Source organism: Micromonospora humidisoli, assembly GCF_016900955.1.
Taxonomy (GTDB): Bacteria; Actinomycetota; Actinomycetes; order Mycobacteriales; family Micromonosporaceae; genus Micromonospora; species Micromonospora wenchangensis.
Genome location: NZ_JAFEUO010000001.1, coordinates 224,844 through 238,379 on the forward strand (window position 1 = coordinate 224,844; position 13,536 = coordinate 238,379).

Consider the following 13,536-nt stretch of genomic DNA (forward strand, 5'->3'; position numbering starts at 1 on the left):
GCCGGTGCGCTGCGGCGCGCGGTGCCGACCCGGCCGGTGTACCACCCGACGGGGAGATGTCACACCCGGCTCGCGTGCCTGCCGGATAACCGCCGCGAGCGCCTAGGCTGGTCGGATGGTTGACCGCACCGATTCCGGCCCGACCCCGGCGGCTGTGCGTCGGGCGCTGCGCCGGGCCGCCACCGGGCGGGCGCTCGACGTCGACGAGGCCACCGCGCTGCTGACCGCCCGGGGTCCTGAGCTGGACGAGCTGCTCCGGATCGCCGGGGAGGTCCGGGACGCCGGGTTGCGCGACGCCGGCCGGCCGGGCGTGGTGACGTACTCGAAGAAGGTCTTCATTCCGTTGACCCGGCTGTGCCGGGACCGGTGCCACTACTGCACGTTCGCCACGGTGCCGCACCGGCTGCCGGCGGCCTTCCTGGAGACCGACGAGGTGCTGGCGATCGCCCGGCAGGGCGCGGCGCTGGGCTGCAAGGAGGCCCTGTTCACCCTCGGTGACCGGCCGGAGGAACGTTGGCCGGCGGCCCGCGCCTGGCTGGACGAGCGGGGCTACGACTCCACCCTGGACTACCTGCGCGCCTGCGCGGTCGCGGTGCTGGAGGAGACCGGCCTGCTGCCGCACCTCAATCCGGGGGTGCTCTCCTGGTCGGAGCTGCAACGGCTCAAGCCGGTCGCGCCGAGCATGGGGATGATGCTGGAGACCACCGCCACCCGGCTCTGGTCCGAGCCGGGCGGCCCGCACTTCGGCTCCCCGGACAAGGAGCCGGCGGTCCGGCTGCGGGTGCTCGACGACGCCGGCCGGGTCGGGGTGCCGTTCACCACCGGCATCCTGATCGGCATCGGCGAGACCCCGGCCGAACGGGTCGACGCGATCTTCGCGATCCGCCGGTCGCACCGGGAGTACGGCCACCTCCAGGAGGTGATCGTGCAGAACTTCCGCGCCAAGCCGGACACGGCGATGGGCGGCCTGCCCGACGCCGAGCTGCACGACCTGGCGGCCACCGTGGCGGTGGCCCGGCTGCTGCTCGGCCCCAAGGCCCGGATCCAGGCCCCGCCCAACCTGATCGAGGACGAGTACGACCTGCTGCTGCGGGCCGGCATCGACGACTGGGGCGGGGTCTCCCCGCTCACCCCGGACCACGTCAACCCGGAGCGGCCCTGGCCGCAGCTCGACGAGTTGGCCCGGCAGACCGAGAAGTCCGGCTTCACCCTGCGTGAGCGGCTGACCATCTACCCCGAGTACGTGCGGGCCGGCGACCCGTGGCTGGACCCCCGGCTGTCGCCGCACGTCGGCGCGCTGGCCGACCCGGCGACCGGGCTGGCCGTCGAGGCGGCCCGGCCGGTGGGCCGTCCCTGGCAGGAGCCGGAGGAGGTCTTCGGTGGAGGCCGGACCGACCTGCACGCCACCATCGACTCCACCGGCCGCACCGACGACAGGCGGGGCGACTTCGACAGCGTCTACGGCGACTGGGCGGAGGTCGCCGGCAAGGTGAGCCCCGCCGCGTCGGGCGGACCGGTGCCGGTCGGCGACGGCGACCTGCGGGCGGGGCTGCGGCTGGCGGCCGACGACCCGGCGGCGCTGCTGGAGCCCCGGCACGCCGACGCGGCGCTGGCCCTGTTCGGCGCGGACGGCCCGGCCCTGGACGCGCTGTGCCGGCTCGCCGACGACGTGCGGCGGGACACCGTCGGCGACGACGTCACCTACGTGGTCAACCGCAACATCAACTTCAGCAACGTCTGCTACGTGGGCTGCCGGTTCTGCGCGTTCGCCCAGCGGGAACGGGACGCCGACGCGTTCCGGCTGTCGGTGGAGCAGGTGGCCGACCGGGCCGAGGAAGCGTGGGCGGCCGGCGCCGGCGAGGTCTGCCTCCAGGGCGGCATCGACCCGAAGCTGCCGGTGACCGGCTACGCCGACATCGTCCGGGCGATCAAGGCCCGGGTGCCCGGCATGCACGTGCACGCGTTCTCCCCGATGGAGATCGTCACCGCCGCCGCCAAGGCCGGTGTGCCGGTGCGGGACTGGCTGTCGATGCTGCGCGAGGCCGGCCTGGACACCATCCCCGGCACCGCCGCCGAGATCCTCGACGACGACGTGCGCTGGGTGCTCACCAAGGGCAAACTGCCGGCCGCCGCCTGGGTCGAGGTGGTCTCCACCGCCCACGAGCTGGGCATCCGCTCCAGCTCCACGATGATGTACGGCCACGTCGACCACCCCGGGCAGTGGTTGGCCCACTTCCGGGTCCTCGCCGGGGTGCAGGACCGTACCGGCGGGTTCACCGAGTTCGTGGCCCTGCCGTTCGTGCACACCAACGCGCCGATCTACCTGGCCGGCATCGCACGGCCCGGCCCGACCTGGCGGGAGAACCGGGTGGTGCACGCGATGTCCCGGCTGCTGCTGCACGGCCGGATCGACAACATCCAGTGCTCCTGGGTGAAGCTCGGCGACGAGGGCACCGTGGCGATGTTGCGGGGCGGCTGCAACGACCTGGGCGGCACCCTGATGGAGGAGACCATCTCCCGGATGGCCGGTTCGGGCAACGGGTCGGCGCGTACCGAGGAGCAGTTGCGGGCGATCGCCGCCGCCGCCGGACGCCCGGCGCGCAAACGGACGACCGCCTACGGTCATCCGTCGCGATGACATCGAACCTTTCGCGCGTGCGGGCCGTACCAGTGTTCGCCGGCGGCGGTTGAGGCGAGGGCCGCTGCCGGCGACCTCGCGCTCCACACCGCGCGCGCTCACGCGCCGCCGGAGGAAAGGTTCCCCATGACGAGCGAAGTGCGGAAGCGTTCCTGGCCGCGACTGACCCGCCGGCAGACACTGACCGCCGCGGCGAGCGCCACCCTGGGTGCGGCGGCGCTGACGGTGACCGGCGTGTCGGCCGCGCAGAACTCCCCGTCGGCGAGCAGCGCGGACGGCCCGATCGTGGTCCACCTGCGCGACGCCAGGTCCGGGACGATGGACGTGTTCGTCGGTTCGTCCCGGATCGAGGTACGTGACCGGGGGCTGGCCGACCGGTTGCGTCGCGCCGCCGGGCGCGGCTGACCTGTCCGTCGGGCCGGACTGACCTGTCCGTCGTCCGGGCGGGCCGCCCGGAGAACCGTCAGCGGGCGGTCTGACCCGTCCGCCCCTGCCGTGCGGCGCTGACCTGCCGCGTTCCTTCCCCTTCACCGCCAGGCGCAGGCTCCCGCGCCCGGTTCGTCATGCCCTGATTCCTCATGATCCCGCAAAGGTTGGTCCGCCATGTCGTCCCACCGCGAAGCACCGGAAATAAGCAAGGACCCGGTCGCCGACAGTTCCGACCTCTACGCCTTCGTCAGCCCCGACCGGCCCGACTCGGTGACGTTGATCGCCAACTACGTGCCGTTGCAGCTCCCCTCGGGCGGCCCGAACTTCTTCGAGTTCGGCGACGACGTGCGGTACGAGATCCATATCGACAACGACGGTGACGGCCATCCCGACGTGACCTACCGGTTCGAATTCCGTACCGAGATCACGAACCAGAACAGTTTTCTCTACAACACCGGCCCGATCGACTCGCTGGACAGCAAGAACTGGAACCGGCGGCAGTTCTACAAGCTGACCCGGGTGACCGACGGCAAGGAGCACGTGCTCGCGCACAAGCTGCCCTGCCCGCCGTGCAACGTCGGGCCGCTGTCCATCCCCAAGTACAACGACCTGGTCCGGCAGGCGACGTTCAAGCTGTCGACGGGGGAGAAGGTGTTCGCCGGGCAGCGCGCGGACGGCTTCTTCGTCGACCTGGGCGCGATCTTCGACCTGGGTACGCTGCGCCCGTTCCAGCAGTTGCACGTGGCCGGCAAGAAGCTGTTCAAGACCGAGGGCGAGCCGGTCAACGCGGTGGACCGGATGAACGTGCACAGCATCGCGGTGCAGGTGCCGCTGAGCAAGGTGCGCCGCCGGGCCAACCGGTACGGCGTGGACGACCGGGCCTCGACGATCGGGGTGTGGACGACCGCCTCCCGGCAGCAGGTGCGGGTGCTCGGCGACCGGGTCGCGGCGGACGCGGCGGTCGGCCCGTGGACCCAGGTGTCCCGGCTGGGCAACCCGCTGTTCAACGAGGTCATTGTGCCGATGTCCAAGAAGGACCTGTGGAACACCCTGCCGCCGACCGAGGACAAACGGTTCGCCCGGTTCGTCGAGCAGCCGGAGCTGGCGGCGCTGCTGCCGGTGCTCTACCCGGGGGTGTTCCCCAACCTGGACGCGCTGAACAAGTCCAAGAAGCCCCGGGCCGACCTGCTCGCCATCCTGCTGACCGGCATCCCGTCCGGGCTGATCGACGGCTTCACCAACCTCACCGGTGACGTGCAGGCCGACATGCTGCGGTTGAACACGGCGATCAAGCCGAGCAGCAAGCCGAACCAGTTCGGTCTGCTCGGTGGGGACCTGGCCGGGTTCCCCAACGGCCGCCGGGTCGTCGACGACGTGGTGAGCATCGCGCTGCGGGCGGTGGCCGGGGTGACCGTGCCGCTGGTGGACAAGAAGTTCAAGCCGGACGCGGCGGCCGGCGCGGTGACCCCCGGGTTGAGCGCCGCCGACGTGACCGCGCCGTTCCTGCGGGACTTCCCCTTCCTCGGTACGCCGTACGACGGGTTCAACAACCCGCCCGCGGCGAACTCCTGACCGGACGGAGCGCGGTGTGAACGGACACCACCACCACCATCATCACCAGTACGGGCCGACGGAGAGCGGCACGGTGATGCTCGACGTCGGCGGGGAGATGGGTGCCCTGATCATCTACACCGGACGTGACCTGCACGGTCGGGAGATCGAGATCAGCCGGGTCGACCAGGACGGTACGGTGCGGACGCACTCGGCCGTCCGGGAGCGGATCGTCCGGGACGGGGTGTTCCACAGTGCCGTCTACCCGGATCTGACCGCGGGTCTCTATACCGTCTGGTGGGACGAGGAGACACCCGCCGGAACGATCTCCGTGAACGGTGGGGCGATCGCCGAATTCGTCTGGCCGAGCAGCCCAACCCGGTCGGCCTGAGGGCCGCGACAGCCGTACCGACCCGAGCGCCCCGTCCACATCGTGGACGGGGCGCTGTCGGCATTTCCGGCCGGACGGGCGGTCCGGGGCCATCCGCGTTAACCTGTCCCCCACCATGCTCATGATCTTGGCGAGACGGTCGGACGGGGCGTCCGTCGGCGTTCCCGGGTGTCGTCCGTCGGCGGCGACGCCACGGCAGAAATCTGGGGCAACTCGCCGGAGAGGGCGTTACTCGCCCGGGGTCTGAATCGATAGGGCAGGTTGCGAGGGCCGGGTGGTCCGGGTGACCGTCCGGTGGCGTGTCGGGAGGGCGACTCCATTATCAAGTTCGGCTTGACGGCGCACGCATTACACGCGTGTAATTTCGATGGGGTTGTTCGCGCGGAACGCACAAATAGGACCGGACGGACAAGCACGCCTTTCGCGTGGGGGGTTGCAGCGGCGGTGACGTCGGTGCGCGACAAGGAGGCATCTGATGGACGGCCAGCTTGAGGTGGCCGACCTGCTCGGAAACGCACCGGAGTGGCAGGAGCGGGCACTGTGCTCGCAGACCGACCCGGAAGCGTTCTTCCCCGAGAAGGGCGGCTCGACCCGCGAGGCGAAGCGGATCTGTTCGCGGTGCGAGGTCAAGACGGAATGCCTCGAATACGCTCTCGGGCACGACGAGCGGTTCGGGATCTGGGGTGGGCTCTCCGAGCGGGAGCGGCGCAAGCTCAAGCGGCGGGCCGCCTGAGTCGACGGGTCGAGCCGGGGCGGTGGGGGCCGCCCGGCTCACGCCCGACGGGGGTCGCGGGGGTGACCGACGTCGGGCCGGTGGTCGGCCACCGGGGAGTGGCCGGCCGCATCCATGGGAGTGGCCGGCCACGTCCACGGACGGGAGACAGGCCGGTGAGCAGGGCATCTGCCCCCACCGCACCGGTCGGCCGGTGCGATGGGGGGCGGGGTCGGTGCGGCCGGGTCGGTCCGGGTCGCCGCCGTCAGGCCAGTTCGTCCGGGTCGACCCCGAGCAGGTTCGCCACCTGCTCGATGATCACGTCGTGGACGAGGTCGGCCAGGTCCTCGCGGTCCATCGCGCGGAACTCCAGCGGCCGGCGGTAGAGCACGATCCGGGGTGGCACCTCCTGCCGACCGGGTCGGCCGGGCAGCAGCCGGGCCAGCGGAACCTCGCCGTCCTCCAGCACGTCGGAGTCGTAGACGTTGAGGTCCGGGGGGACGTCCTCGACGGCGAACTCGACGCCTGCCAACTCCGTGGCGAACCGGCGCTCCAGCGTCTCCACCGTGTCCAGCACCAGGTCGTCGAAGATCTCGGCCTTGGTCCGGGCCAGCGGCACGGTCGCCGGCACCAGCCGCCCGCGGAGGCCACGTCCGTGGCGGTCGCGGTGGTTGCGCCGGCCGGAGCCGGGGCGGCGGTGTTCCGGGCTCGTCATGAGCAAAAGGGTAGCCCTCGGCCCGCCCCGGCCGGTGGTGGCGCGCGTCGACGGGCGCGGCGGGAGCACCAGGTGCGAATTGTGATCACGGTGACGGGCGTGTCGCAAAGCGAACCGGTGCGCCGGACCCGGTAATGGGGATACCCTGCCGCACGTGAGGTCACCACGGCGCTGCTCCCGTAACGGCTGCCCCCGGCAAGCGGTCGCCACATTGACCTATGTCTACAACGAGTCGACGGCGGTGGTGGGCCCGCTGGCGGCATTCGCCGAGCCGCACACGTACGACCTGTGTGAGCAGCACGCGCGGAGCCTGACCGCCCCCCGGGGTTGGGACGTCGTCCGGCACGAGGGCGAGTTCGAACCGCCGCCGCCCACCACCGACGACCTGGTCGCCCTGGCCGAAGCCGTCCGTGAGGCGGCCCGCCCGGTCGCCCCCCGCCCGCCCCAGGACGACCACGACCCCCACCACCCCAACCCCCAGACGCCTCCCACCGGCCGCCGAGGCCACCTCCGCGTAATCCCCCCCAACCACTGACCGCTCCCGCCTCGCCGCCTCGCCGCCAGGATCTCCCCGGTGATCAAGAGGTTTGCGTCATGGTCGATCTTCAGACTGACGCAAACCTCTTGATCACCGGGGAGATCCTGGCGGCGAGGCGGCGGCGGGCGAGCGGGTGGGTGGGGAAAGGTGCGGGGGGTCAGTGGCCCAGGAGGGGGGAGAGGGCGGTGGCGCGGCGGGCGGGGCGGCCGGTGCGGCGTTCGACCTCGTCGGCCGAGGACATCACCCGCAGACCGGCGTTGATCGCCAGCCAGCGCAGTGGTTCCGGCTCCCAGCGGGGGGAGCGGTGGCCCACCCACGGCAGCGCCGTCAGCTCCGACTCCACGCCCCGGACCAGGTCGGCGAGGGTGCGACCGGCCAGGTTGCTCGTCCCCACCCCGTCGCCGACGTAGCCGCCGGCCCAGGCCAACCCGGTCGACCGGTCCAGCCCGACCGAGGCGGACCAGTCCCGGGCCACCCCGAGCGGGCCGCCCCAGGCGTCGTCGACCGGCACGTCCGGCCCGAGCACCGGGAAGAGTTCACCCAGCGTCCGGCGCAGCGCGGCGAAGACCCGGGGTTCCCGGTCGTAGCCGGGGGAGACCCGGGAGCCGAAATGGTACGGGGCACCCCGCCCGCCGAAGGCGAGCCGCCCGTCGGCCGTGCGCTGGCCGTACACGATCAGGTGCCGGTAGTCGGAGAAGGTCTCCCGGCCGGTGAGCCCGATCCGCTCCCACGTGCGCCCGGGTAGCGGCGCGGTCACCACCATCAGCGAGTACACCGGGGCGACGGTACGGCGGTGGCCGGGCAGCGCCGGGGTGTACGCCTCGGTGGCCCGCACCACCACCTCCGCCCGTACCGTGCCGTGCGGGGTGACCACCGCGCCGGGCCGGATCGCCGTCACCGGGGAGCGCTCGTGCAGCCGCACCCCGAGCCGGCACACCACACGGGCCAGCCCCCGGACCAGCTTCGCCGGGTGCACGGCCGCGCAGTGCGGGGTGTACGTGCCGCCGCGTACCCCCTCGGCGGCGCACCTGGCGGCGGCCCCGGCGGCGTCGAGCAGCACCAGGTCGTCGGGGTCGAGGCCGTGCTCCCGGGCCTCGGCGACGGCGGCACGGGCCCGACCGAGCTGCACGTCGGTCCGGGCCAGCAGCACCGTCCCGCCGTGCCGCCAGTCGCAGTCGATCCCCTCGGCGGCGACCACCCGACCGACCTCGGCGACGGTGTCCCGCATGGCCCGATGCATCGCCAGCGCCGCCGCCGTGCCGTGCCGACGGGCCAACGCCGGCAGCGCGGTGGGGAACAGCGCCGAGCACCAGCCGCCGTTACGCCCAGACGCGCCGTACCCGGCGATCTCCGCCTCCAGCACGACGATCCGTAGCGTCGGATCGGCGCGGGCGAGGTAGTACGCCGTCCACAGTCCGGTGTAGCCGGCGCCGACGACCACCACGTCGGCGTCGGTGTCGGCGGGCAACGCCGGCCGTGGGGTCAACGGTTCGTCCACCGTGGACATCCAGTGGGACAGCTTCTGGTAGCGCATGTGCGGCTCCGGGGGAGAGCGCCGGTGGTCTACAGGCGGGCCCACGCCTCGGTGAGGACGGCGCGCAGGATCTGTTCCATCTCGTCGAACTGCTCCTGCCCGACGATCAGCGGCGGGGCGAGCTGGACCACCGGGTCACCCCGGTCGTCGGCCCGGCAGTAGAGCCCGGCGGAGAACAGCGCCGAGGACAGGAACCCGCGCAGCAGCCGCTCCGACTCGGCCTCGTCGAAGGTGGCCTTCGTCGTCTTGTCCTTGACCAACTCGATGCCGTAGAAGTAGCCGTCGCCCCGGACGTCGCCGACGATCGGCAGGTCGGTGAGCTTCTCCAGGGTGGCCCGGAAGGCACCCTCGTTGGCCCGGACGTGGCCGATCAGGTCCTCCCGGGCGAACACCTCCAGGTTGGCCAGGGCCACCGCGCAGGACACCGGATGCCCTCCGAAGGTCACCCCGTGGGCGAACATGCCGGTCTCGGTGAGGAACGGCTCCATCAGCCGGTCGCTGGCGATCATCGCGCCGAGCGGGGCGTAGCCGGAGGTGATGCCCTTGGCGGTGGTGATGATGTCGGGCTGGTAGCCGTACCGGACGGCACCGAAGTACTCGCCGAGCCGGCCCCACGAGCAGATCACCTCGTCGGAGACGAGCAGCACGTCGTACGCGTCGCAGATCTCGCGTACCCGCTGGAAGTAGCCGGGCGGCGGCGGGAAGCAGCCGCCGGAGTTCTGCAACGGCTCCAGGAACACCGCCGCCACGGTGTCCGGCCCCTCCCGTTCGATGGCCCGGCGGATCTCGTCGGCGGCCCAGACGCCGAACGCCTCGGGCGAGTCGCCGTGCTCGGGCGCCCGGTAGAAGTTGGTGTTCGGCACCTTGATCCCGCCGGGCACCAACGGCTCGAAGTCGCTCTTGATGCCGGGCAGGCCGGTGATCGACAGCGCGCCCATCGAGGTGCCGTGGTAGGCGAGGTACCGGCTGACCACCTTGTGCTTGGTGGGCCGGCCGGTGCGCTTGAAGTAGGCGCGGGCCAGCTTCCACGCCGACTCGACGGCCTCCGACCCGCCGGTGGTGAAGAAGACCCGGTTGAGGTCGCCGGGCGTCAGCGAGGCGATCTTCTCGGCCAGTTCGACGGCCTTCGGGTGGGCGTACGACCACAGCGGGAAGTACGCCAGCTCGCCGGCCTGCTTCGCGGCGGCCTCGGCAAGCTCGGTGCGCCCGTGTCCGGCGTTGACGACGAACAGCCCGGCGAGCCCGTCCAGGTAGCGACGGCCCTGCGCGTCCCAGACGTACGCGCCGTCGCCGCGCACGATGGTCGGCACCTCCCCGGCGGCGTAGCTGGCCATCCGGGTGAAGTGCATCCAGAGGTGGTCGGTGGCGTCGGCAGCCATTGTCAGCCCCATCGGGTCTTGGGCCGGTCAGGAGGGGAAACCGGCCGCTCTGCCCTCGGTTATCCCACAGCCCGACCGCGAAATGCAAGCCCACTTCGCCTTCGAGGCGACGGATTCAGCGTGACTCCGGGTAGTTGGCAACGGAATCCGCACACCCTCTGCGACGGTGCGCCCGACTCGACCTCCGCCGGCTCCATGATCGACTCAACATCGGCCAAGTTGCGGTATCCGGGTCATGGGACACCGCAACCTCGGCCCACAGGAGTGGATCAAGCGATCCTGCGGGCCGCGCATGGGGCGTCCGGGGTGCGGGATGCCGCTACTCCGGCCCGCGGGGGTGGATGAAGCGAGCCTGCGGGGTGGACGGTGGCATCCGGGCGTGGGGCAGCGCTACTCCGGCATCCCGGAGTGATTGAGGTGGGAGGGGTGGACCGGGGTGGGGCATTTCCGGTGCACTTCCGGTGCACCTCGGGGGCTTTCGGAGAGGTCCCGGGCCAACACGCGGATGCCGGGCGGACATCGACACGCACTGTCGCTAGGGTGCGCCGGAGCGTGTCGATCGGGCGGGAGGAACTGCCGGTGAACGAGGTGCTTCGGGTGGCGATGGCGGAACGCGGGGAGACGGTGGAATCCCTCGCGCACCAGGTCGGTGTCGATCCGAAGACGGCCGGCCGGTGGCTCAGCGCCGGGCGGGTGCCGCATCCCCGGACCCGGGTCGCGGTGGCCGGCATCCTCGGTCGGGAACCCGCCGAACTCTGGCCCGAGCCCTACCGCCGCCGCGACCTGCCCTGGTTCCGCCCGTGGGCGGAACTGGAACAGGACGCCGTCTCGATTCGCTCGTACCAGTCATTGCTCGTGCCGGGCCTGCTCCAGACCGAGGAGTACGCCCGAGCGGTGTTGGGGACCGGCGGCCTGCTCCCGCCCGACGAGGTTGCGCAACTGGTGAGCGGACGGTTAAAGCGACAGGTTCTGCTCGATCGTGACCCGCCGGCCCAGGTGGTATTCATGATCGACGAGCTGGTGCTTCATCGAATGGTGGGCAGCCGCGTGATCATGGCCCGACAAGTGGCCCATCTGGTGGCCGTCGCCGGGCGGGAGCACGTGCAGCTACGAGTGATCCCGCTCGACGGACCCTGGCACACCGGTCTGGCCGGGCCGTTCATGCTGGCGCGGCTGCCCGACGGAGCCGAGGTGGCCTATCTGGACAATCAGCTCCGTGGCGAGCTGGTGACTGAGAGCGCCGAAATTGCTAGCCTGGGCAGGAGATGGGAGAGCGTGGCCGGCGAGGCGCTGCCCGCTCGCCGATCGATTGAGCTGACCCGGGAAGCGGTGCAGAGATGGACCTGATCGAGCCCCGCTGGCGCACGGCCACTCGGAGCAGCAGTAACGGCGGCGACTGTGTCGAGGTAATGGACAATCTGCCGGGTCGGGTGCTGGTGCGGGACAGCAAGGACCGGGCCGGCGGCACGTTGAGCTTCACCCCTGAGGTCTGGCGTACCTTCGTTGCCGCCCAGAAGTAAGCGGTGGAGAGCATGGACGTGAACGGGCCCCGCTGGCGGACCGCGAGCCGCAGCAGCAACAACGGCGGTGACTGTGTCGAGGTGGCGGACAATCTGCCGGGTCGGGTGCTGGTGCGGGACAGCAAGGACCGGGCCGGCGGCACGTTGACCTTCACCCCCGACGCCTGGCGTGCCTTCGTCGCCTCCCGCTGAGTCCGGGGGAGTGGGCAATGGTGGGCGGGCTCAGGCCGTACCCCAGGTGTAGGTCTGTTTGCGGAGCTTGAGGTAGACGAACGCCTCGGTGGCGAGCACCCCGGGCACCGACCGCAGCCGTTGCAGGATCTCCAGCAGGTGGGCGTCGTTGCGGCAGACCACCTCGGCGAGCAGGTCGAACGAGCCGGCGGTGATCACCACGTAGTCGATCTCGTCGAACTCGGCCAGCCGGTCGGCGACGGCCTCCAGGTCGCCGTCGGTACGCAGGCCGATCATGGCCTGGCGGGGGAAGCCGAGCTGGAGTGGGTCGGTCACCGCGACGATCTGCATCACCCCGGCGTCGAGTAGCCGTTGCACCCGCTGGCGGACCGCCGCCTCGGAGAGCCCGACCGCCTTGCCGATCGTCGCGTACGGCCGGCGGCCGTCCTCCTGCAACTGTTCGATGATCTGTTTCGCCACGTCGTCCAACAGCGCGTGGCTGGCACCCTCACGCACCGCGACGCGTCGCCCGCCGGTGCCGTGCTCCTGCTGCCGGATCGTCATTGTTCGCTCCCCATGTCCGTTTCCCCCGGCCGAGCTTAGTCCCACCCGCACAGGCTGGCGTAATTCGTCGTCACAGCCTATTCCAGCAACGGAATCCCTTGTGGGGGCGGTGACCTCATGCCAGGATCATTCGTCTCAGGCACCCGACCTTCCCGCCGGCGCCGCACCCCCGTCCCCGCCGCCGTCGGACGACCCTTAGGAGTCGTCACATGCGTACTCCCCTCCGGCCCCTCACCCGGCGTGGACTGCTCACCGGCACCCTCGGATCGGCCGCCCTGCTCGCCACGGGCGGCAGCCTCACCGGCTGCGGCACCAAGGCGGCCACCCAGACCGAAGCCGGCTGCACGAGCGACGACGTGTCCGCCACGGAGAAGACCCTCGCCTTCTCCAACTGGCCGCAGTACATGGACGTGGACGACAAGGACGCCGCCAAGCGGCCCAGCCTCGACGCGTTCGTCGCCGCCAGCGGCATCAAGGTGACCTACACCGAGGACATCAACGACAACAACGAGTTCTTCGGCAAGGTGCAGAACCAGTTGGCCGGCTGTCAGAGCACGGGGCGGGACATCATCGTCCTGACCGACTGGATGGCCGCCCGGATGATCCGGCTCGGCTGGATCCAGAAACTCGACCCGGCCAAGCTGCCGAACGTGGCGGCCAACCTGCTGCCGTCGCTGCGTGGACGCTCCTTCGACCAGGAGAACCGGGTCGCCATCCCGTGGCAGTCCGGCCTCGCCGGGCTGGCCTACAACGGCAGCGTCACCGGGGAGATCCGCACCGTCGACGAGCTGCTCACCCGCTCCGACCTCAAGGGCAAGGTGACCGCCCTGTCGGAGATGCGGGACACCATGGGCCTGCTGCTCCAGTCCAACGGGCACGACCCGTCGAACTTCACCGCCGCCGAGTTCGACGACGCCCTCGCCAAGCTGCGTAAGGCCGTCGAGTCGAAGCACATCCGCCGGTTCACCGGCAACGACTATGCCCCCGACCTGGCCAAGGGTGACATCGCCGCGTGTGTCGGCTGGTCCGGTGACGTGATCCAGTTGGCCGGCGACAACCCCAAGATCAAGTTCGTCGCGCCGGACTCGGGGGTGATGCTGTTCAGCGACAACATGCTGGTGCCCAACAAGGCCACCCACCGGGGCAACGCCGAAGCGCTGATCGACTACTACTACCAGCCGGCGGTGGCGGCGAAGCTCGCCGCCTACGTCAACTACATCTGCCCGGTCAAGGGCGCCCAGGCCGAGATGGAGAAGATCGACCCGGAGTTGGCCGCCAACCCGCTGATCTTCCCGGACGACGCCCTGCTGGCGAAGTCCAAGGTCTTCATGGCGCTGGACGAGAAACAGGAAAAGGAATACGAGTCGAAGTTCCAGCAGGTCATCGGGGCGTGA

14 protein-coding genes are annotated in these 13,536 nt (G+C 71.1%); 10 read left to right on the forward strand and 4 right to left on the reverse strand.

All coding sequences use genetic code 11. The features are described from left to right. Nucleotides 1-115 precede the first annotated feature (115 nt). The 5 genes from JQN84_RS00960 to JQN84_RS00980 all read left to right on the forward strand — a co-directional run bounded on the left by JQN84_RS00960 (nt 116) and on the right by JQN84_RS00980 (nt 5,742). Complete coding sequence (locus JQN84_RS00960) at nt 116-2,638, forward strand: bifunctional FO biosynthesis protein CofGH (RefSeq protein WP_204956524.1); 2,523 nt, start codon at nt 116-118, stop codon at nt 2,636-2,638. Nucleotides 2,639-2,764: 126 nt separating this feature from the next. Next, on the forward strand, nt 2,765-3,043 hold the full coding sequence (locus JQN84_RS00965; RefSeq protein WP_204956525.1) for a hypothetical protein: 279 nt from the start codon (nt 2,765-2,767) through the stop codon (nt 3,041-3,043). Nucleotides 3,044-3,241: 198 nt separating this feature from the next. Continuing rightward, the gene (locus JQN84_RS00970) at nt 3,242-4,639 is read left to right on the forward strand and encodes a DUF4331 domain-containing protein (protein ID WP_204956526.1); all 1,398 of its coding nucleotides are present in this window, start codon (nt 3,242-3,244) and stop codon (nt 4,637-4,639) included. A gap of 76 nt (nt 4,640-4,715) precedes the next feature. Continuing rightward, nucleotides 4,716-5,009 (forward strand): phospholipase, encoded by a 294-nt coding sequence (locus JQN84_RS00975; protein WP_204957260.1) that lies wholly within the window; start codon nt 4,716-4,718, stop codon nt 5,007-5,009. A 475-nt stretch (nt 5,010-5,484) separates the two neighbouring features. Then, a complete protein-coding gene (locus tag JQN84_RS00980; protein WP_007455784.1) occupies nt 5,485-5,742 on the forward strand; it encodes a WhiB family transcriptional regulator in 258 nt (85 codons plus the stop codon). A gap of 244 nt (nt 5,743-5,986) precedes the next feature. On the opposite strand, the gene JQN84_RS00985 is transcribed toward JQN84_RS00980, so the two are convergent. Continuing rightward, nucleotides 5,987-6,436: a metallopeptidase family protein gene (locus JQN84_RS00985; RefSeq protein ID WP_088642935.1), complete on the reverse strand. Its 450-nt coding sequence runs from the start codon at nt 6,434-6,436 to the stop codon at nt 5,987-5,989. 154 nt (nt 6,437-6,590) lie between these two features. Here JQN84_RS00985 and JQN84_RS00990 point away from each other — a divergent pair, with 154 nt between their 5' ends. Continuing rightward, a complete protein-coding gene (locus tag JQN84_RS00990) occupies nt 6,591-6,971 on the forward strand; it encodes a DUF3499 domain-containing protein (protein WP_194822950.1) in 381 nt (126 codons plus the stop codon). 160 nt (nt 6,972-7,131) lie between these two features. Here JQN84_RS00990 and JQN84_RS00995 read toward each other — a convergent pair whose 3' ends face one another. Further along, nucleotides 7,132-8,508 carry an NAD(P)/FAD-dependent oxidoreductase gene (locus tag JQN84_RS00995; protein ID WP_204956527.1) on the reverse strand — a complete coding sequence of 459 codons (1,377 nt, stop codon included), beginning with the start codon at nt 8,506-8,508 and terminating at the stop codon, nt 7,132-7,134. Between the two features lie 29 nt (nt 8,509-8,537). Beyond that, entirely contained in the window at nt 8,538-9,887 is a 1,350-nt protein-coding gene (locus JQN84_RS01000; protein WP_204956528.1) for an aspartate aminotransferase family protein, read from the reverse strand. Between the two features lie 579 nt (nt 9,888-10,466). On the opposite strand from JQN84_RS01000, the gene JQN84_RS01005 reads away from it, so the two are divergent. Genes JQN84_RS01005 through JQN84_RS01015 form a run of 3 tightly spaced genes read left to right on the forward strand, consistent with a single transcriptional unit; the run spans nt 10,467 to nt 11,599 of the window. Beyond that, nucleotides 10,467-11,234: a Scr1 family TA system antitoxin-like transcriptional regulator gene (locus JQN84_RS01005; RefSeq protein WP_372445869.1), complete on the forward strand. Its 768-nt coding sequence runs from the start codon at nt 10,467-10,469 to the stop codon at nt 11,232-11,234. Then, complete coding sequence (locus JQN84_RS01010; protein WP_204956529.1) at nt 11,225-11,407, forward strand: DUF397 domain-containing protein; 183 nt, start codon at nt 11,225-11,227, stop codon at nt 11,405-11,407. The genes JQN84_RS01005 and JQN84_RS01010 overlap by 10 nt, the downstream gene beginning before the upstream one ends. A 12-nt stretch (nt 11,408-11,419) precedes the next feature. Then, complete coding sequence (locus JQN84_RS01015) at nt 11,420-11,599, forward strand: DUF397 domain-containing protein (protein ID WP_204956530.1); 180 nt, start codon at nt 11,420-11,422, stop codon at nt 11,597-11,599. A 30-nt stretch (nt 11,600-11,629) separates the two neighbouring features. On the opposite strand, the gene JQN84_RS01020 is transcribed toward JQN84_RS01015, so the two are convergent. After that, nucleotides 11,630-12,142 (reverse strand): Lrp/AsnC family transcriptional regulator, encoded by a 513-nt coding sequence (locus JQN84_RS01020; RefSeq protein ID WP_204956531.1) that lies wholly within the window; start codon nt 12,140-12,142, stop codon nt 11,630-11,632. Nucleotides 12,143-12,351: 209 nt separating this feature from the next. Here JQN84_RS01020 and JQN84_RS01025 point away from each other — a divergent pair, with 209 nt between their 5' ends. Further along, nucleotides 12,352-13,536, forward strand: coding sequence for a polyamine ABC transporter substrate-binding protein (locus tag JQN84_RS01025; RefSeq protein ID WP_204956532.1), 1,185 nt, complete (start codon nt 12,352-12,354; stop codon nt 13,534-13,536).